This is a genomic window from Streptococcus sp. oral taxon 061, from assembly GCF_013394695.1.
Lineage (GTDB): Bacteria > Bacillota > Bacilli > Lactobacillales > Streptococcaceae > Streptococcus.
Window position 1 is genome coordinate 669,812 of the sequence record NZ_CP058258.1, and the last position, 19,504, is coordinate 689,315.

Here is a 19,504-nt window from a genome sequence, read left to right on the forward strand (position 1 = left end):
TTATTTTTGGATGGTCGGAAAGCAATTGTCCATTTTTAGGACTTGTGCTATAATTTTAATATATGTTTATAAAAGAGGTATGGATATGAAAAAGAAGTCAAAAGCCAAGAAATGGCCTTTATTTACAGCTATCGGTGTTGCATCAGTTCTGGTAGTGGGAGCAGCTGCTGTTCTTCTATTGAGACAACCTAATCAAGCTGCAACACAAGACGAAACTGCAAAAGTCGTTCTTGCCAAAGAGGGATCAGTGGCTTCATCAGTTCTCTTATCTGGTACCGTAACAGCTCAAAAAGAACAATATGTTTATTATGATGCTAGTAAAGGTGACTTGGATGAGGTTTTGGTCTCTGTCGGAGATAAGGTAAGTGAAGGCCAAGCCCTTGTTAAGTATAGTAGTACAGAAGCTCAGGCTGCCTATGATGCTGCCAGTCGCGCAGTTGCGAAAGCTGATCGTCATATCAATGAATTGAATGAGGCACGAAATACTGCTGCAGCAACACCTGTACTCCCACAAGCAGGGATTGAAGGCGCTACGGACCAAACCCAAGCGCAATCATCTACATCAGCTACAGCTTCTATTGATTCACAAATCAGTGATGCCCGTGATGTTCGTGCAGACGCAGTGGCACAACTTGAAAAAGCCCAGGCTCAGTTGGATGCCTCTACAGTTTTGAGTACGGTAGAAGGTACAGTTGTTGAAGTCAATCGCAATGTTTCAAAATCTCCAACAGGAAATAGCCAAGTATTGGTGCATATCGTTAGTAACGACAACTTGCAGGTTAAGGGAGAACTTTCTGAGTATAACCTTGCCAATCTATCTGTAGGCCAAGAAGTTACCTTTACTTCAAAGGTTTACCCAGATAAAACTTGGAATGGTAAGATTAGCTATATTTCAAATTATCCAAAGAACAGTAGTGAAGCAAGCAGTAGCTTAGCTGGTTCAAACACAGGTTCTAAATACCCATATACGGTCGATGTAACTAGTGAAATTGGTGATCTGAAACAAGGTTTTACTGTCAGTGTTGAAGTGAAAAGCATGAGTAAAGCATTGCTTGTTCCTATTACAAGTATCGTCATGGAAGAAGATAAAAACTATGTTTGGATTCTTGATGAAAATCAAAAGGCCAAAAAAGTTGAAGTTGGATTGGGCAATGCAGATGCAGAAAATCAAGAAATCACATCTGGTCTGACAGATGGAGCAAAAGTCATCAGTAATCCGACAGCTTCCTTGCAAGAAGGAAAAGAGGTGAAGACTGATGAAGCAACTAATTAGCCTCAAAAATATCTGCCGAAGCTATCGAAATGGTGATCAAGAACTTCAAGTCCTTAAAGACATTAACCTAGAAGTCCATGAGGGAGAATTTGTGGCTATTATGGGACCATCTGGTTCTGGTAAGTCTACCCTCATGAATACAATTGGTATGTTAGATACACCTACAAGTGGTCAGTATTTTCTAGACGGAAAAGAAGTAGCTGGTTTGGGTGAAAAACAATTAGCCAAGGTTCGAAATCAAGAAATCGGCTTCGTCTTTCAACAATTCTTTCTCTTGTCCAAAATGAATGCTCTACAAAATGTAGAACTTCCCTTGATTTATGCAGGAGTTTCAGCTTCTAAACGTCGCAAACTAGCAGAAGAATATCTGGAAAAGGTTGAACTGACCGAGCGTAGCCATCACTTACCATCAGAATTATCGGGTGGTCAGAAGCAGAGAGTAGCCATAGCGCGTGCTCTCGTTAACAATCCTTCGATTATTTTGGCAGATGAACCAACTGGAGCTCTTGATACTAAAACTGGAAATCAAATCATGCAACTCTTGGTTGAATTAAACAAAGAAGGAAAAACCATCATTATGGTTACGCATGAGCCTGAAATTGCTGCCTATGCGAAACGTCAAATCGTCATCCGAGATGGTGTCATTTCGTCTGATAGTGGTATCGTAGAAAAGGAGGAAAACTAAGATGCAGAATCTGAAATTTGCCTTTTCATCTATCATGGCTCACAAGATGCGGTCCTTCCTGACCATGATTGGTATCATCATCGGTGTTTCCTCAGTTGTCGTTATCATGGCCTTGGGAGATTCCATGTCTCGTCAGGTCAATAAAAATTTGACCAAATCCCAGAAAAATATTCATGTCTTTTTCTCACCTACCAAGAGTACAGATGGTTCCTTCACCCAAAAACAATCTGCCCTGACCTTGTCTGGCGGACAAGAAGAAAATATTGTTGAACCACCAAAACCTCAAGAAGCTTGGGTCAAGGAAGCTGCTAAGCTCAAGGGAGTGGATAGCTACTATGTGACCAACTCAGCCAATGTGACCTTGACTTATAAGGATAAAAAGGTCGAACACGCTAACATGACCGGTGGGAATGTCACTTATATGGATGCGGTCGAAAATGAAATTATTGCAGGTCGTGGACTTAGAGCGCAAGATTATAAGGATTTCGCAAGTGTGATTATCCTAGATGAAGAACTAGCCAATAGCCTTTTTGGTTCAGCAAAAGATGCCCTCAACCAGATTGTTGAAGTAAATGAAATCAGTTACCGTGTTATTGGTGTTTATGCAAGTAAAGAAGCTAAGGCTGCAAAAACCTTTGGCGTTGGAGGGCTCCCGATTACGACTAATACATCTCTAGCGGTCAATTTTAACACAGATGAGATTTCAAATATTGTCTTTCGTGTCAATGATACTAGCTTGACCCAGACTTTAGGACCAGAGCTGGCTAGAAAAATGACAGAGATTGCAGGCCTCCAACAAGGGGAGTATCAGGTTGCCGATGCAACGGAAGCCTTCAACGAAGTTCAACAACTCTTTGGCTTCATAACAACGATTATTAGTGCTATTGCGGGGATTTCCCTTTTTGTCGGTGGTACTGGTGTTATGAACATTATGCTCGTCTCAGTGACAGAGCGTACCCGTGAGATTGGTCTACGTAAAGCGCTAGGAGCAACACGTGGGAATATTCTAGTTCAGTTCTTGATTGAATCTATGATTTTAACCATGTTAGGTGGCTTCATCGGTCTTCTGCTCGCTGCAGGGGTGACTATGCTTGCAGGTATTCTACTTCAAAACATGATTGCAGGAATCGAAGTTGGCGTATCCATTCCAATCGCCCTCTTTAGTCTAGCGGTCTCAGCTAGTATCGGTATGATCTTCGGTGTTCTACCAGCCAATAAAGCCTCTAAGCTGGATCCGATCGAAGCACTTCGCTATGAATAAGACAATCAACAGGAAAAACGAGATGGACGCTTGTCTATCTTGTTTTTTGTATGGATTTCTCTATCGAAAATCACTAAAAATGTGGTATAATGAAGTGTTAGAAAAACAGGTTTCATTAGCCTGGAAAGGAAATATTATGTCTGAAAAGAATTTTTATATTACAACACCGATTTACTATCCATCTGGTAAACTTCATATCGGTTCTGCCTACACAACTATCGCATGTGATGTCTTAGCTCGTTACAAACGTCTCATGGGCTACGATGTCTTTTATCTGACTGGTCTTGATGAGCATGGCCAGAAAATCCAACAGAAAGCTGAAGAAGCTGGGATTACACCTCAAGCCTATGTTGACGGTATGGCAGTTGGAGTTAAAGAACTCTGGAAATTATTGGATATCTCATATGATAAATTCATCCGTACAACTGATGACTACCATGAAAAAGTAGTAGCACAAGTCTTTGAACGCTTACTTGCTCAAGATGATATCTACTTGGGTGAATACTCTGGTTGGTATTCAGTTTCAGATGAAGAATTCTTTACAGAAAGTCAGCTTGCGGAAGTTTTCCGTGATGAGGCTGGAAATGTAACGGGCGGTATCGCTCCATCAGGACACGAAGTGGAATGGGTTTCAGAAGAGTCTTACTTCCTTCGCCTCAGCAAGTACCAAGATCGTTTGGTCGAATTTTTCAAATCACATCCTGACTTCATCACTCCTGATGGTCGTCTCAATGAAATGTTGCGTAACTTTATTGAGCCAGGTTTGGAAGATTTAGCAGTATCTCGTACAACCTTTACCTGGGGTGTACCAGTCCCATCAAATCCAAAACACGTTGTTTACGTTTGGTTTGATGCCCTTCTAAATTATGTGACAGCTCTTGGCTACGATCAAGAAGAACATGGCAACTTTGACAAGTTCTGGAATGGAACAGTCTTCCATATGGTCGGAAAAGACATCCTTCGTTTCCACTCAATTTACTGGCCAATCCTTCTCATGATGTTGGATATCAAATTGCCAGAACGTTTGATTGGGCACGGATGGTTTGTCATGAAAGACGGCAAGATGTCTAAGTCTAAAGGGAACGTTGTCTATCCTGAAATGTTGATAGAGCGTTTTGGTCTCGATCCACTTCGTTACTACCTCATGCGTAGCCTTCCAGTCGGTTCAGACGGAACCTTCACTCCAGAAGATTATGTAGGCCGTATCAACTATGAATTGGCAAACGACCTTGGAAACCTCCTCAACCGTACGGTTTCTATGATTAACAAGTACTTTGATGGACAAATCCCTGCCTATGTAGAAGGTGTAACTGAGTTTGACAATGCTCTTGCTCAAGTAGCAGAACAATCAATCGCTGACTACCATACCTACATGGAAGCAGTTGACTATCCACGTGCACTTGAAGCAGTCTGGACTCTTATCTCACGTACTAACAAATACATCGACGAGACAGCACCTTGGGTCTTAGCTAAGGATGAAGCGTACCGTGACCAATTGGCAAGTGTGATGAGCCACTTGGCAGCCAGCCTTCGTGTCGTAGCTCACTTGATTGAGCCATTTATGATGGAAACTAGTCGTGCAGTTTTGACTCAACTTGGTTTAGCAGAAGTTTCTAGCCTTGAAAACTTGAGCTTGGCTGATTTCCCTGCTGGTGTGACTGTTGTTGCCAAAGGAACACCAATCTTCCCACGTCTCGATATGGAAGAAGAAATCGCCTATATCAAGGAACAAATGGAAGGCAACAAACCAGCAGCCGAAAAAGAATGGAATCCAGATGAAGTCGAACTCAAGCTAAACAAGGATGAAATCAAGTTTGAAGACTTCGATAAGGTTGAAATTCGTGTTGCTGAAGTCAAAGAAGTTTCTAAAGTGGAAGGTTCTGACAAATTGCTTCAATTCCGCCTAGATGCTGGAGATGGTGAAGACCGTCAAATCCTCTCAGGAATTGCTAAGTACTATCCAAACGAACAAGAATTGGTCGGCAAGAAAGTCCAAATCGTTGCCAACCTCAAACCACGTAAAATGATGAAAAAATATGTTAGCCAAGGCATGATCCTCTCAGCTGAACATGATGGCAAATTAACCCTTCTCACAGTTGATCCAGCTGTACCAAACGGAAGTGTGATTGGATAAGATTTAAAAGGACCAGTTTGAACTGGTTCTTTTCTTTTGTATGACGATAGTTGATAAAAGAGTCATTCTCCTTTATAATGAAGAAAAGCGGAGGAAATTGCCATGAAATACATTCCATTTGGTCAAGAGAAAAAAGAACTATCCGAAATCGTCCTAGGCATGATGCGAATCAGTGACAAGTCGGTTAAGGAGGTTGAGGAGTTGGTTGAAACAGCCTTATCTGTCGGAATCAATGCCTTTGACTTGGCAGATATCTATGGTCGTGGACGTTGCGAAGAATTACTGGGTCAAGTGTTAAACAATCGTCCTGACTTGAGAGAAAAGATGTGGATTCAGTCTAAATGTGGCATTCGCATAGAAGAATTTACCTATTTTGATTTTTCAAAAGATTATATTTTAGAGTCAGTTAATGGGATTCTACAACGATTGCAGGTTGATTATCTAGATAGCTTGCTTCTCCATCGTCCAGATGCCTTGATGAAAGCTGACCAAGTGGCAGAAGCTTTTGATATTCTACAAAAATCAGGTAAAGTTCGAGACTTCGGTGTTTCCAACCAAAATCCCATGATGATGGAATTATTGAAGAAAGAGGTCAAACAACCTTTATCGATCAATCAATTACAGCTAAGCGCGGCTTTCACGCCAGGATTTGAATCAGGTTTCCATGTCAATATGGAAGGTGACAAGGCAGCTTTGCGTGATGGTAGCGTCTTTGAATACTGCAAACTAAACGACATGGTTATTCAGGCTTGGTCAGTCTTGCAGTTTGGCTATTTCAAGGGTAATTTTGTTGGAAAAGAGCAATTTCATAATCTAAATGAAGTTCTAAATCGACTAGCCTTAAAATACGGTGTAAGCCCATCGGCTATTGCTATCGCTTGGGTGTTACGCTATCCAGCTAAGATGCAGGCAGTAGTGGGAACAACTAACCCTAAACATTTGATAGAAGCCAGCCAAGCAAGTAATGTTAATCTAACTCGAAAAGAATGGTATGAGATATACCTAGCAGCAGGAAATGATTTGCCATAGAAATTAAAACGTAATCCATTCAAGAGCGAGGTTCTATCTCTCTCTTTTTGTTTTAAAAATTTATATAATTGTTTGAAAATACAAACTATAAATGATAAAATGGTATAAAATAACAATATAATAAATATTTTAATAAAATAGGAGCGTTAAAAATGAAAAAAATAGTTTTGACTTCTGTTGTTTTTCTCTCGTTGCTGACATCAGTTGGTTGCTCGAAACATAAGGAAGATGCAAAAATAACTGAACCTGTAACGACTGAACAGACCACGCAGGATAATACAAAATTGTACAAGGAAGCTGGTTTACTTACTTTTAGAAACGAAAAGCAGCTGGAACTTGGGGAACTCGATTCCAAATCTCGTGCAACCTATGCTCATATTCAATTGAAAGATAGTGATGAACCTAAAGAAAAGAGAGAAGCTAAATTAACCTTTGATCCAGTTGGATGGCATAACTATAAATTTTACTATGGTGATGGTACAAAAGAAGCTTGGCTGATGAATCGAGGTCATTTAGTTGGTTATCAATTTAGTGGACTTAATGATGAAGGTCGCAATTTAGTCCCTATGACAGCCTGGTTAAATACAGGTGCTTTTACTGGAACGGATGACAAAAATCAAAGTAGCATGCTCTATTATGAAAATGGACTTGATTCATGGCTTGCAAATCATCCAAACTATTACCTTGACTATAAGGTAACAGCTGTCTATAAGGATAATGAATTGATTCCGAGACAAATTATCTTACAGTACGTAGGAATTGATCAGGATGGTAAGTTACTTGAGATTAAATTAGGTAGCAGTAAGGAAAAAATTGATAAGTATTCCGTAACCCATGTTGCCTTAGATAATGTTTCAGAAAATGCTGAAATAAATTATGCGGATGGTACTGCAAAAAATACAGTTAAGTCAGCTGAAGAACGTGCAGCTGAACTTAAAGCAGCCGAGGAAAAAGCCAAGAAAGAAGCTGAAGAAAAAGAAGCACAAGAAAAAGCTAAAAAAGAAGCAGAAGAGAAGGCTAAAGAAGAACAGAAACAGCAGGAAACTCAAGCACCGGCACCAGCAGAAGAAGAATCACAAAATAGTAATACAGGTGGTTACTTTAGAGATAGAAAAGGAAGATGGCACCGACCAAATGGGAAATATGCCTCTAAAAAGGAAATCAGAGAAGCTGGTTTGCAGTGGTAATCTACTAAGACTTAAGAAATCATGAAAAATAATTGTCAAAAAACCGTTGAAAAACGGTTTTTTGTTATAATAAAACAAGAGAACTATTAAGGAGAAAAATATGACATTTGAAGAAATTTTACCAGGCTTAAAGGCAAAAAAGAAATATGTGCGTACTGGTTGGGGTGGAGCTGAGAACTATGTCCAGCTTTTTGATACCATCGAACAAAATGGAGTTGCTCTTGAAGTGACACCTTATTTCCTCATCAACGTTTCTGGTGAAGGGGAAGGTTTCTCTATGTGGAGTCCAACTCCTTGTGATGTCTTAGCGACAGACTGGGTGGAAGTTCATGACTAAACGCGTCTTAGTTACAGGTGTTAGCTCAGGGATTGGCCTGGCGCAAGCACGTCTCTTTTTAGAAAATGGTTATCAAGTTTACGGTGTGGATCAGGTTGAAAAACCTGACTTGCAAGGTAACTTTCACTTTTTACAACGTGATTTAACACTAGATTTAGAGCCTATTTTTGACTGGTGTCCTCAAGTTGATATTCTGTGTAATACTGCCGGAATTTTGGATGACTACAAACCCTTACTAGAACAAACAGCCCAAGAAATCCAAGAGATTTTTGAAATCAACTATGTAACACCTGTGGAGTTAACCCGCCATTATTTAACGCAAATGGTGGAGAATAAAAAAGGAATCATTATCAATATGTGCTCCATTGCTTCAAGTCTAGCAGGCGGTGGTGGGCATGCCTATACCTCGTCTAAACACGCCTTAGGTGGCTTTACCAAACAATTAGCTCTGGACTATGCTGAAGCTGGGATTCAGGTCTTTGGCATTGCTCCTGGTGCAGTTAAGACTGGTATGACAGCAGCTGACTTTGAGCCAGGTGGTCTGGCAGACTGGGTAGCCAGTGAAACACCTATCAAACGCTGGATTGAGCCAAGTGAAATAGCTGAAGTTAGCCTCTTCCTAGCAAGTGGGAAAGCAATCGCCATGCAAGGACAGATTCTGACTATTGATGGTGGTTGGTCTTTGAAGTAATATAGTTGATACTCAGTGAATATGTGGAGGTGAACTATGAAAAGAGATGAGTTTGGATTTGTCTTGCCCAATCTCTACTATCAGTTTTTATCAGAGTGGGAAGAGATTGACCCCTATGAAATTGGAGATACAGGTATCTGTTTGTATGCCAAGGAGGATCTAGAAGAGCGAAATGAGACTTATCAGATTGAGGAAGTAGAGCCAGATTACTTTATGATTGGACAGGAAGGAGATTTGGCTTACTTTATCAAGAAAAATTCTGATGATTGCATTTATGAAAATGATTTGGGAGCTTTAGGTTCCTTAGAAATGCAAAAAGTTGCTAAAAACGTCAATGACTTTATTGACAAGCTCTTGGAATAATGGCTGTAAAAAAGGAAGAGATTAATCATGTTTAGAGTGCTAGATTCAGATTCACCGATTTCAAAAGAAGACCTTTTGCAATTTGAGGAGATTATTGGGAAGAAATTGCCAAAAACTATGTTGGACTTTTATCTCAAGCACAATGGTGGTCAGCCCCAAGTAAGTGGTGTCCACGATGAACATCACCTCTTTCCCTTCAATTCCTTTAATTCACTTGAGGAAATGTGCCAATCTCTTACATGGTATGACGATGAGGCTGTGCCTGCAGGATTTAGGGCTACAGACCTTCTCCATTTCGCCTATGATCCTGGTTCTGGCAACTATGCACTTTCTCTAAGGTCAGAGGATTATGGCAAGGTGTATTTCTATGTTTTAGAAGAAAAAGCTGAGATCTATGGTCAATGGGCTTCTTTTGAGGAATTTTTGAACTCTTTTGTTGAAGAGTGAGATTAAAAAGGAGACGGGATGCGAAAACACCAAGAACTTTCACTAGAGCAGATAATCGAGCAGATGCGCGTGAACGAGTTGGCATCAGATGATTTTTGCCTCTATGGCAAGGAAGATGGAGAACTGGCACTGGAAAAGCTCTATTGGGTAGCAGATTATCCGGATGTAGTGGACGACTCTGATGTCTACCCAGCTGATGCATCGGAGCAACATCTCCAGCTAGTCTATTATGGAGAACAGTTTCTTGATGTTCTCACGGTTGCACTTGAAGAAAAACCAGAGGCTAGTCACCAAGACTTGGTTGATGCTTTAAATCATTACAATCGGTACGATAGCTTTATGACCTTTGAAAGCTAGTAAGCATACTAGATTTATGCAGTTTCATTGATAATTAACAAATACAACAAGGAGTTAAGAAATGATAGATTACGAAAACATAAATGAAAAAATTGCCCCTTTTAGCTTGCTTGTATATGATGAGGATCCTAAAAATGTTCGAGGGTCGCTCATTTATTACCCTGATGGAGAATACAGACAGGAAGTGTTTGACACTCGAGAAGAGGAGGGATTTGAAGGAAATGGCTACGATTGGGCATCCCTAGCTTTGGTATTTTTGGAGGAAAAAATGCCTGAATTAAGCGATGCTATAGACTTTGATCCTGAAGGAAGTATGTTTTGCGCCTATTCTTCCAAGGTGGACGCCTTGGCTAGATTTGCTCTTGGATTGAAAGAGTTTTGTGATGATATCGACACTATGAAAGACTTGTTTAGTCGAGCGGAGCTGGATTAATCTAACCTCCAAAAAAGTTTAGGAGTTAAAATAGAGACAGTTGATTAAATAGAACAATTAAAAGATGGAGCAGGACATGGTTGGGAAAGATGGGATTATCATAAAGGATGGCCAGATCATCCTAAACAGCGGTGAGAAGCTATCGATTGAAAATCTGATAGAGGAAGCAAGCAGGATTCGTTTTATTAGTAATCAGCACTTTAAGGATACAAGCATCGGAATATTAGAGAGTTCACGAGTCATATTTGAAAACTGTATCTTTGAGAATGTCGTTTTTGAAAACTGCGATTTAAGGGACATCGGCTTTAAAAATCATACAGTTATTCGAAACTGTACTTTCAAAAGCTGCAATTTAAAGGGAACATTATTTTATGACAGTCACATAATATCGTCTACCTTCCTTTCTTGTCAGATGAAGCGTCCTCTTTTAGAGAATGTCAGCGAGATGAGAGATTGTCTCTTTAAAAAGTGTAGGATGAACGATATTTTCTTTCCTCTACCAGAATTTCAGCAGAATAAAATTGTTGGAAAACTGTCTGAATGTACCTTTGGGTCGAAAACAAAGAAAGTAGAAAAGTTATATGCAGATCTATCAGAGGCTCATCTCAGTTTTGTCGAGTTTACAAGGTGTGATTTGACAGAGACCATTTGTCCCTCGGATCCAGATATTCTCTATATAAAAAACCTGAGTGAACGGTCAAAGAAGGCTCAGGAAAAAATAGCAACAATCCAAGATGATAGAAAAAGGCGAGCTCTTTCTATCTATACAGAGAGTTGGATGAATGAAAAGTATGTGGATTATTTGATGAGTTGCAAAGATTACAAATGGGCCTGGGATGATTATTTTGAGGATGTGTCTAGGTGTTTGGGACTTGAATGGAAGTAACTAGCTCTTGTTTGAAAAATGACTGAGATAGTTGCCAATAGGTAAGCAAGAAAAGGGAGATCGGATAGAGAAATGACAGTCAATATCGATGAATTAGTGAAGGAGCAAGGTTTTTGTGTGGTGCCTACAGATGAGAAACAATTTAGTCTGGATGAGGCCCGTTTTAACCTTTTGGCATATTTAGAGGATTATTCTAAAATGGGATTTTCTTTTGTCAAAGCAGGTAACGAACTAATCGAACTCAGGAGAGAGCAAGAGAGCTATAGACTTTTTGGTCAGTGTTTTTTAGGTGTAGTCGATAACAAGAGAAGCACTAAAAGATGGAGCAGGATATGGTTGAGAAAGAATGGCGTTTTTATTCATCAGAGGATGATAGGGATTGGGTGATTTTATCAGATCGTGATAGGGCTGAAACAAAAGAGGATATCCACTCTGTCAATCAGAAAGAAGCCGTTATGCGAATGTATCGAAGACCGGGGGACTTTATCTCAGTGTCTTTGTTATCCGCTTCTTATGAAATAGACGATGTAACAGGGAAACTTGGACATGAGCGCGATTTCTATTTAAAAATTGAATGCCTGCAAGATGGATGGGCCAGTGTCAGCTCTCAGGTCTATAAAAAAGAGGAAGCAGTAACCTTAGCAAGCCTCTTTATGGGACTCAGAAAAGATGCGGCTATCAAGCTTTGGAAGTTAAAAAAATTGGGTGAAAAGAACCTAGGAGATCGGATAGAGAAATGACAGTTACTATCGATGAATTGGTGAAGGAGAACGGTTTTTGTGTGGTGCCTACAGAGGAGAAACCATTTAGTCTGGATGAGGCCCGTTTTAACCTTTTGGCATATTTAGAGGATTATTCTAAAATGGGATTTTCTTTTGTCAAAGCAGGCGACGAACTAGTCGAACTAAGGAAAAATCAGGAGAGCTATAGACTTTTTGGTCAGTGTTTTTTAGGTGCCTTTGTAATTGGAGAAGAGAAGCAAGTCTTCTTACTTTTCAATCAAGAAGGAAGGGAAGTTTTTCAAGAATCGAAGGTTTATGTCAATTCTTCCTTGCATACTTTTGTTTCCTCTTATTCGCTCTTTCTATCAAGCATCTTCCTTTTGAAAGCAAAGTTTTATGAGATTGAGCAAGATGAAGCCGAAGAAATTGCAGCAAACTTGAAGAACCAAGTACTTGCCTTGGAAAAGCCCCTTGAACAAGAATTGCCTTTCTGGGAGCACATGGCTTATTTGATAGAAGACGATGGAATTGTTCTAAGAGATGATCTATGTCATATCTTAAATAAAGAGCAGTAGGAATAGAATTAAATTAATGATGGAGAAAAAATTGTCCCAGATAAAGATTCGTGAGTGGAATGAAAAGCCAAGAACAAAACTTCGATTTATTAAAATTGGTGATATTTTTTGCTATCAATTTTCGTAGGAAATGTTTGTATTTGGTCAAATCCTTGGAAAAGTGAAGGTTGGTCATGTCATTCAATTTTTCGATATCTTTCAAGCAAGTCCTATTATAACAGTTGAGGAGCTAAGTCGTGCTCAATTTATGGGTAAGCCCATCATTGTAGATTCCTACACCTTGTTTGATCGAAGTACAGTATGGTCTTGGCAGATAATTGGTCATCAAGCGGATTTTGATCCAAGCCATTTTAAGGATTTAGCCTTTAAGTGGGGAGATCCAAATGGTCTTCACTTTGGGAAGGTCTGGCTAGATGGTAGGCGGGAACCTAAGATTTTTTCTAGGGAAGAAGTTGAGGAGCTGGACTGGGAAGCCTGTGTCGGAAGTATAGTTTATAACAGAATATTGGAAGAAGAACTGGCAAGCAGATGAAATAAAGGAGTTTGAGATGGACTATATAGATGAATTAACTTCAGGACGTACGCCCTTGGTAAAAAAGGCAGCGAAAAAAATTTTAAAGGACAGACTAAAAGGATATGGACCATTCTTGCATCAGGCCTTGGAAGGGGAGATGGAAAAGCCTAAATCATGGGAATCACAAATGTACTTGCTCTACGCCATGGCCGCAACGGATTGCACAGAAGAAATCCCCTATCTCAAGTCATTGCTGCTGAGAGATATTCCAACCCCTGTAACCTATCGCTCTTTAGCAGTAGCGATTGCTTATCTAGAAAATTTAGAAACAGAGAACTTGTCTTTTGTTTATGAGTCCTTGGAATCGAATAATTTATTGCAAGCTGCAGGTGCTTGTGCAGCACTCTATCTTAGAAAGATTGTGCTGAAAGATGACGATTTTGAGAAGGTCATAACCTTTATCACCAAGGATGTTTATTTGGAAAATATAAGAGGAACAATCGCTCCGTTTATGTTCATTTTGGCTGCATCTTATCTATATCCAGAACAGAATCGCCAGAAAATTGTAGACTTTTCCCGTCAATTTAATGAAGTACATATAAATACGATCATTGAGGATGTATCCAAAGGAAAGGACGGCAGGAGGATTAGGCTATTCTAAGACCTACTTAAAGAGAGAAACAATAACTCTTAAAAAGAAGACTTATATTCATTTTTAAAAAGGAGTTCATACTGTGAAATGGTTTGAAAAAGCAGTGGGCAGAGAAAAGATTATTCATCTGTTTGATGGTGATTTGGACTTGAATAATGTATTTCTTGATACTGTGTTATTTTACGATTACAAATTAGATCTTGTCCTTTATTTATTTGATTTGCCAACTAATTTCCCTGAAAAGTGGCAGAAAAGTGCATTCAATGCCATAAAAATTAATTTAGAGTTTTTTAATTTAGATGAAATCCATTTTTATTCCAAGGGGATTCATAAGGTGAATGGACAACTGGAGTTGCTCTTTTTAGAGAATAAGGTTGAATTCAATTTTATAAACCAATATGATGTGATGTTATCGGGATCTTCTGATCTTGTTAGAATTGCTGAGATTACTCCTGTAAAGATTGATACTTAAAGATGTATTCCTAGCTTATTTGCAGAGATTCTGGATGATCAAACAATCCTCCATTACTTGGAGGGACACCGCGACTATGGGAAAAAGTGAAGAAAGACCACAAACATTAGACCTTGACCTAAGGCTAAATCTTTCTACAACAAAAAAACTACGAGACCACGAATATGAAGTTAGAGTATTTTGAATTAGATAAGCCCTATGTGGAAAATCAACAGAGGATTGAGGAGCTGATGGAGTCAGCTGGGCTAACTTATGAGGAAGCTAGAATTGAGGACTACCGACAGAATTGGAAAGGTCAGCGAAGAGCGTTCGTATATGAATCTAAATGTATGATCTCTATGGTAGAACGGCTTTTCAAACCAGTTATAACCCAGGATTGTTGGAAAATCATCGTAGAATGTGTAGATACGATTAGCAATCCAGCTATCATGAACCTCCTTGGCGTCTATACTGTTCAGGTCTTATTTGATTTTTCTAGCTATGAAAGCTCGAATCCATTGGAACAGAAAAAAATGCTCTTAGATGCCTTTCTAAAAGGGGTAAAGCGCGTGTTTCAGGAACTCTCTATTCCATGCTCCTTGATAGAGGATGTAGTCAATGAAATAGAGAAAAACAATTACGAAAATAGCTGGGAGTGGAAAATGAAGAAGGTCCAATCCACGACCTATTCCATTCAAGTGGAGCATCAGCTGGATAAAGTGGATTTGTTTTGGAAGATAGAGCACAAGGATAAAAGCATCCGCCAGTTGATTCAATCCTGCCCTACTCATGAGATGGACTATGGGGCTAAGCTTGGTAGACTGGAAACAAAAGGTAACTTCCTATATCTGCTGGATAAAGAGAATGAGGTTGTGAGCAAAATTTCTGTTTCAGAATGGTGGAGCAAGAACAATGAGTGACTTAAAAAAGAAATTATCTTTATTAAAAGTAGAAAAACGAATTAATCGGTTGAAGGGTATTAAGAATGTTCATTTTCTGACCGATAAACCTAAAGAAATTGCTTGGTATGCTGGGGAGTTGAATCCTATAGACTCTCCGATTCCTTGCCTTTATGAGTTTCCTATCGATCTTACTACTAAAGATCTAAGTAGGTTAATTCAAAGTCTTGGTGGCAATAGCAGTCGGTTTATCCTAGTTTTTTGGGAATTTTCACCGATTTATGTCTTGTTTCAAATGGAGTCTCTGGATGACTTTTTGCCCTCTTATTTTACTGAATTTTCTACTAAGGACCTGACGCTTTTCTTTCGAGACCAGGAAAAAGTACTGGATCTCCATTTAGCGGAGTATAAAGTAGAAGTGAGAGTCTTGGAGAATAAGGCTAAGAACCCGTAGATTCTATAATGTGAAAGCTTAACATTGAATTAGTTGATGAAAGCACCAAAGAGGAAAGAATGCCATTCTTGGAGAGACAAATGGTAAAGGAAGATTCTAATGTGTGAAAAAGAATATTATTATTATGGCAATAGCGAGTTTATGTCAGGCCTAGGAGTTATTTATACAGAGTTTACTGGTCAGCGTGCAAGTCGACAAATTAACGTTTTGAATGGGCACTCTTATGCTTCTTCTTGTCTACAGGATTATGTTCCAGAAGTAGGGTTTTTACTCTATGATGGTCGAAAAGATGAGTTGGATTTATCTGACTCCATCAAGATTAGTCAAGAGGAATTTGAACGAATTTGGGCTCAGGCTGTCGCTAGCGATCAGAATGATACGTAATCATCAGTTGAAAATAGCCAAATATAATCCCAAAAATGTGAGAGGAGTCTAATAATGATGTTCAATTTGTTGAAGGAATTTGTAGAAGTCTATCATAGAAACAAGGGCTTAGGAGAGCTTGTATTTACTAGTGACTGTCTCCATGTCGAAAAGCCAGATTTGTCTGGTCAATTGAAAGAGTTCTACCAACATTTGAGCTTTGAGGAAGAAGCTTATTTTAGAGGAGCTCCCTATGATCTTGCTCTAATTCCTCTCCCTCTATGTGAAGCTGCATCAGAAGGATGGCAGGATACTAGCTGGAAAGAGAGTTATGTGGTTTTTGCTCACATGATGGGGGATGAGCCAATTTTTTGTGATCTAACTAGCGAGCTTAGTCCTGTATTTGGCAAGATTCCTGGGAATTCCAAGCTCTATTGCTTAAGCCCCTCTTTATCTACTTTCTTGTCTACTTATAGTCAGATGAAAAAGCTAGAAATCACCAAGTTTGAGAATGACATCTACATTGATGAGGACTTGTCGGACTATAAAGAAGGTTTTCTAACAGGAATCATGGCTATTATCGAGGAGCAACTTCCTGAAGCCTATCGAAAAGACTTTATTGAATTTATGCTTGGCTAAAGCCAAAGATGAAGAGATGAGAAGCAAATGAAAATGAAGAATTTTTTAAAATGTTGTGAGGATCTGGTCATACAAGAAAGTGGGGCCTCAGCTTTTGAACTAGAAAAACTCAAAGCCAGACAGTTTCCTCAAGCTCACCTGGATTTGCTCTCCATGACCAATGGCTTGGAGTTTTATGGTGGCTATTATCGCTTGTTTGGGACGGATTCTACTCAAGCTATTACGCTAGATTCCTGGAATTCGGATGAGGTATGGAAAGACGTCTGGAGAGATTATGTATCAGACTACTATTTTTTTGGTATGTCTGCTATTGGAGATCAATTCGCTTATAGATTGAAGGATGGGAACATTCAAAGTCATCAAGTTTATTATTTAGATGGGATTACTATGGATGTTATCGAGATCTACGACAGTTTTGAAGCGTTTTTTGAGAGGGAATTTGTTCTGAAAGCCCAAGGTGGGATGGAATCTATTTTTGTGTCTGCTAGGGAGCGATTTGGAAATCTAGACCTCTCCAGAAGCTGTATTTATTCCCCTTCCTTAATGATTGTGAATGATCCAAGCGTTGAGAATCTCATGCTTTTACCGACAAAGGATGTCATGACTATCAATGGGGATTTGCTTGTTCAATTGTCTGATTCAGAGGAGTCTATTACGAAACTAGAGCAATATCTAGACGCTTCGGGTAGAGCCAGAGTCAAGGTCATTTTTGATCGAGATTGAGCAAGCAGGATATAGTTTATTTAGAAAAAATACTCTGAAGATTCGTGATTTTAACCTTTTGGCGACAAGCGATGATTTATTCTTCTAGTCAGGGTGTCATTGTAAAATGATTTAGGTTGAAAATAGAAAACGAAGCATGATATTCATAAAAAGAGGTGAATAATGACCAGTTTAGATAAATATTTAGAGATCATTAAAAAAGGATTTTCTGAAAGAGAGAATCTAATGGCAATGGAGCCTCTGCATTCTATTGAAGAGATTGCACCATTATTGGATGAAAAATTGACTTATAATGAGTTCATCGATATCAATCGCTTATTAAGACAAAAGTACATTGTCGAAAACCCAGAGGATATGCTGAAAGATGTAGATTTTAACCAGCTTACTTTACCTAGTAATACGAGGGTGATTTACTTGATGGGAAGTAAATCTGATGTGCTAGACTTTTCAAAATATGAACAAGTAGAAAAGATTTTATTAGTTGGGGCTAGAAAAGTAAGAAAGATCATCTTACCCCAGAATGATTGTGTGAAAGCTCTAGGGATATCTTCCATGACAAATTTGGAAACGATAGAGAACATTTCTTTTCATAAAGGCATGCGTTATCTGCACGTTGATTATGGTGTAAAGTTGCCAAACTTTTCTTTTATTAGAGATTTAAATCAGTTACTCTATCTTTCATTTACGGCAAATAAAAAATTACCAGAATTGGATTTTATCCAGCCCTCTAGTGAGCTTCGTTTTTTGGATTTTGTCGATACGTCTATTTTTAACTACGCAACAACAGTTAGCTACCTGAAGAGTCTGAAACATCTCCGATTTTTAACAACGGGAAGAACAAATCAAAAGCAAAGGGAACTTCTTAGAAGAGAGTTACCACATGTTTGCATGCGTGAGGGGTAAAAAATGCCTTTAATCCAGCTTTTTATGACCGATGTCTTCATAATAAACGAACCTTTAGTCCCGTTGTTTAAGCAGGAGGAAATATGAGCCATACGAATCTAGCAAAAGAAACCTTCCTCCAGTTTATGCAGGCCATGTATTCTTGGGAGAGAAAAGCCACTAGGAGCTTAAAAAACAAAGCTGATAAAGAGATGTTGAAGGATGAATTAGCTGCTATATTTGATCAGTTTTGTAGATCTAAAAAAACACTCAGAGCAAGGGAAGTGACTTTATCTGTCCGATTTCCATTTGAGTATAAATTAGAAACGCATCCCATCGTCGATGAAGAGTATGACGGGAATCAAACTTATTTGTATATTAAGGAGAATCGATCTGGTTTAGAAACTCTCTATCGTTTTCGAATGGTATTTCAAAAGGGGAAATGGTGGATTGATAAGAAAGAATGGCTTGATGATGGGAAGTGGATCAATTCTTCCTTGTGATATACTGAAGAATGTAGGAAGACAGGAAGAAATGTGTTTCAAAAGACAGTGGTAGTTTAAGTGTAAGTAATGAAATGTTAGAGGTCAATATGAATAAAACACTTTCAACTCAAAAAAGAAAAATAACAACCATTAGAAATCAAATACTGAAGGCGAGAGATTTTCACTTAGAAGCAGAAAACCTATCTAATACTGAAGCCATTTTAACAGCTCTAAAATCTGATAAGAAAAGCGTTAAAGTTAACTACGAAGAAAATGGTGAGGTAAGATCATACCTGTATGATCACTTAGATATGATTGATTCTATAAGTCCTTATCCTCTAGTCTCTAATTTTATAGAAAACAAGACATCTGAAACCTATCAATCTTTGCTAAATGGCTGTTTTTGTTCTGTAATGGCCGATATGGCTTCTGCTAAATACTTGGCTAAAGGGGGCTCAAACTTTGATACAGATATTTGTTTAAATATCTTATTTGCCCTTGCCTATTTGGATGATACTTATGTAGAGTTTTTAATTGATAAATTAGCCTATTTTAAAGAAGCCCAAGTTGAAAAAGGGAAAAAAATTATTTTCTTTTCAGCCAAGAGTTTATTGCCTTTAGTCGTTTTTCTTTATGGAAATGGTGAGGGTGCTCGACTTGCTAACCTACTGGAGAATGCTTGTGATGCCAAATATCAACCCTTGGACAAGAATCCTTATCAGAATGTGAATGATGCCTATAAACAGGTTATGGAAACTATTTTTTCAGAGGATGTGGCTATTTTTAGAGAAACAATTTTATCCATGTGTGATTATCATTTAGCGAACACCAAAGATAGTCATTTAGTAGATTTCAATACCTTACTTTGGCAATATTTCCCAATTGAAATCTTAGTTTTACTAAAAGAACGTCAGAAAAGAGGCCTCCCAATCGACGGGCTTAGCCATCCCTTGCTTGATGACTTTTTACCCTATTTCATGGATAACTTTCAGCTATCCGAGCAAAACAAGATGATTCTAGGAACGATCTTAGACTAGTTGTGTAGAATAGATGGAGACCGTC

The 19,504-nt window shown here is 38.8% G+C and carries 27 protein-coding genes; all 27 read left to right on the forward strand.

Annotation, left to right across the window (positions count from 1 at the left end; all coding sequences use genetic code 11):
• The first annotated feature begins 85 nt into the window (after positions 1-85).
• The 27 genes from HW271_RS03230 (at position 86) to HW271_RS03360 (ending at position 19,479) form a co-directional block, all read left to right on the forward strand.
• Complete coding sequence (locus HW271_RS03230; RefSeq protein WP_178894819.1) at positions 86-1,273, forward strand: efflux RND transporter periplasmic adaptor subunit; 1,188 nt, start codon at positions 86-88, stop codon at positions 1,271-1,273.
• Positions 1,257-1,958: an ABC transporter ATP-binding protein gene (locus HW271_RS03235; protein ID WP_049494612.1), complete on the forward strand. Its 702-nt coding sequence runs from the start codon at positions 1,257-1,259 to the stop codon at positions 1,956-1,958. The genes HW271_RS03230 and HW271_RS03235 overlap by 17 nt, the downstream gene beginning before the upstream one ends.
• A gap of 1 nt (position 1,959) precedes the next feature.
• The gene (locus HW271_RS03240; RefSeq protein ID WP_178894820.1) at positions 1,960-3,219 is read left to right on the forward strand and encodes an ABC transporter permease; all 1,260 of its coding nucleotides are present in this window, start codon (positions 1,960-1,962) and stop codon (positions 3,217-3,219) included.
• A gap of 136 nt (positions 3,220-3,355) precedes the next feature.
• On the forward strand, positions 3,356-5,353 hold the full coding sequence (metG, locus tag HW271_RS03245; RefSeq protein ID WP_178894821.1) for a methionine--tRNA ligase: 1,998 nt from the start codon (positions 3,356-3,358) through the stop codon (positions 5,351-5,353).
• A gap of 102 nt (positions 5,354-5,455) precedes the next feature.
• On the forward strand, positions 5,456-6,382 hold the full coding sequence (locus HW271_RS03250; protein WP_178894822.1) for an aldo/keto reductase family oxidoreductase: 927 nt from the start codon (positions 5,456-5,458) through the stop codon (positions 6,380-6,382).
• 152 nt (positions 6,383-6,534) lie between these two features.
• Positions 6,535-7,569: a DNA/RNA non-specific endonuclease gene (locus HW271_RS03255; protein WP_178894823.1), complete on the forward strand. Its 1,035-nt coding sequence runs from the start codon at positions 6,535-6,537 to the stop codon at positions 7,567-7,569.
• Positions 7,570-7,669: 100 nt separating this feature from the next.
• Complete coding sequence (locus tag HW271_RS03260) at positions 7,670-7,906, forward strand: DUF2829 domain-containing protein (protein WP_000141913.1); 237 nt, start codon at positions 7,670-7,672, stop codon at positions 7,904-7,906.
• Positions 7,899-8,597, forward strand: coding sequence for a 3-oxoacyl-ACP reductase (locus HW271_RS03265; RefSeq protein ID WP_178894824.1), 699 nt, complete (start codon positions 7,899-7,901; stop codon positions 8,595-8,597). The genes HW271_RS03260 and HW271_RS03265 overlap by 8 nt, the downstream gene beginning before the upstream one ends.
• A gap of 36 nt (positions 8,598-8,633) precedes the next feature.
• The gene (locus tag HW271_RS03270) at positions 8,634-8,960 is read left to right on the forward strand and encodes a hypothetical protein (protein ID WP_178894825.1); all 327 of its coding nucleotides are present in this window, start codon (positions 8,634-8,636) and stop codon (positions 8,958-8,960) included.
• Between the two features lie 27 nt (positions 8,961-8,987).
• Positions 8,988-9,407 carry an SMI1/KNR4 family protein gene (locus HW271_RS03275; protein WP_178894826.1) on the forward strand — a complete coding sequence of 140 codons (420 nt, stop codon included), beginning with the start codon at positions 8,988-8,990 and terminating at the stop codon, positions 9,405-9,407.
• A gap of 18 nt (positions 9,408-9,425) precedes the next feature.
• Complete coding sequence (locus HW271_RS03280) at positions 9,426-9,764, forward strand: hypothetical protein (RefSeq protein WP_178894827.1); 339 nt, start codon at positions 9,426-9,428, stop codon at positions 9,762-9,764.
• Between the two features lie 61 nt (positions 9,765-9,825).
• Complete coding sequence (locus HW271_RS03285; protein WP_178894828.1) at positions 9,826-10,197, forward strand: Imm51 family immunity protein; 372 nt, start codon at positions 9,826-9,828, stop codon at positions 10,195-10,197.
• A gap of 76 nt (positions 10,198-10,273) precedes the next feature.
• A complete protein-coding gene (locus tag HW271_RS03290; protein WP_178894829.1) occupies positions 10,274-11,083 on the forward strand; it encodes a pentapeptide repeat-containing protein in 810 nt (269 codons plus the stop codon).
• Positions 11,084-11,155: 72 nt separating this feature from the next.
• Positions 11,156-11,470 carry a hypothetical protein gene (locus HW271_RS03295; RefSeq protein ID WP_259274725.1) on the forward strand — a complete coding sequence of 105 codons (315 nt, stop codon included), beginning with the start codon at positions 11,156-11,158 and terminating at the stop codon, positions 11,468-11,470.
• The gene (locus HW271_RS03300) at positions 11,416-11,823 is read left to right on the forward strand and encodes a hypothetical protein (protein ID WP_178894830.1); all 408 of its coding nucleotides are present in this window, start codon (positions 11,416-11,418) and stop codon (positions 11,821-11,823) included. The genes HW271_RS03295 and HW271_RS03300 overlap by 55 nt, the downstream gene beginning before the upstream one ends.
• Positions 11,820-12,380 (forward strand): immunity protein, encoded by a 561-nt coding sequence (locus HW271_RS03305; RefSeq protein ID WP_178894831.1) that lies wholly within the window; start codon positions 11,820-11,822, stop codon positions 12,378-12,380. Before HW271_RS03300 ends, HW271_RS03305 begins: the two co-directional genes overlap by 4 nt.
• A gap of 130 nt (positions 12,381-12,510) precedes the next feature.
• Positions 12,511-12,912, forward strand: coding sequence for an immunity 26/phosphotriesterase HocA family protein (locus HW271_RS03310; RefSeq protein ID WP_259274726.1), 402 nt, complete (start codon positions 12,511-12,513; stop codon positions 12,910-12,912).
• Between the two features lie 16 nt (positions 12,913-12,928).
• On the forward strand, positions 12,929-13,555 hold the full coding sequence (locus HW271_RS03315; RefSeq protein WP_178894832.1) for a hypothetical protein: 627 nt from the start codon (positions 12,929-12,931) through the stop codon (positions 13,553-13,555).
• A 73-nt stretch (positions 13,556-13,628) separates the two neighbouring features.
• Positions 13,629-14,018, forward strand: a complete 390-nt coding sequence (locus HW271_RS03320) for an Imm50 family immunity protein (protein ID WP_178894833.1) — start codon at positions 13,629-13,631, stop codon at positions 14,016-14,018.
• Positions 14,019-14,182: 164 nt separating this feature from the next.
• Positions 14,183-14,917 carry a hypothetical protein gene (locus HW271_RS03325; RefSeq protein WP_178894834.1) on the forward strand — a complete coding sequence of 245 codons (735 nt, stop codon included), beginning with the start codon at positions 14,183-14,185 and terminating at the stop codon, positions 14,915-14,917.
• Positions 14,910-15,350 (forward strand): hypothetical protein, encoded by a 441-nt coding sequence (locus tag HW271_RS03330; protein WP_178894835.1) that lies wholly within the window; start codon positions 14,910-14,912, stop codon positions 15,348-15,350. Before HW271_RS03325 ends, HW271_RS03330 begins: the two co-directional genes overlap by 8 nt.
• 99 nt (positions 15,351-15,449) lie before the next feature.
• Complete coding sequence (locus HW271_RS03335; protein ID WP_178894836.1) at positions 15,450-15,734, forward strand: hypothetical protein; 285 nt, start codon at positions 15,450-15,452, stop codon at positions 15,732-15,734.
• Between the two features lie 54 nt (positions 15,735-15,788).
• The gene (locus tag HW271_RS03340; RefSeq protein WP_049514868.1) at positions 15,789-16,352 is read left to right on the forward strand and encodes a hypothetical protein; all 564 of its coding nucleotides are present in this window, start codon (positions 15,789-15,791) and stop codon (positions 16,350-16,352) included.
• Positions 16,353-16,379: 27 nt separating this feature from the next.
• Positions 16,380-17,075, forward strand: a complete 696-nt coding sequence (locus tag HW271_RS03345; RefSeq protein WP_178894837.1) for an SMI1/KNR4 family protein — start codon at positions 16,380-16,382, stop codon at positions 17,073-17,075.
• Between the two features lie 162 nt (positions 17,076-17,237).
• Positions 17,238-17,978 (forward strand): hypothetical protein, encoded by a 741-nt coding sequence (locus HW271_RS03350; protein WP_178894838.1) that lies wholly within the window; start codon positions 17,238-17,240, stop codon positions 17,976-17,978.
• Positions 17,979-18,061: 83 nt separating this feature from the next.
• Positions 18,062-18,460: an NTF2 fold immunity protein gene (locus HW271_RS03355; protein WP_178894839.1), complete on the forward strand. Its 399-nt coding sequence runs from the start codon at positions 18,062-18,064 to the stop codon at positions 18,458-18,460.
• Positions 18,461-18,549: 89 nt separating this feature from the next.
• Positions 18,550-19,479, forward strand: a complete 930-nt coding sequence (locus HW271_RS03360; protein ID WP_178894840.1) for a hypothetical protein — start codon at positions 18,550-18,552, stop codon at positions 19,477-19,479.
• Positions 19,480-19,504 lie beyond the last annotated feature (25 nt).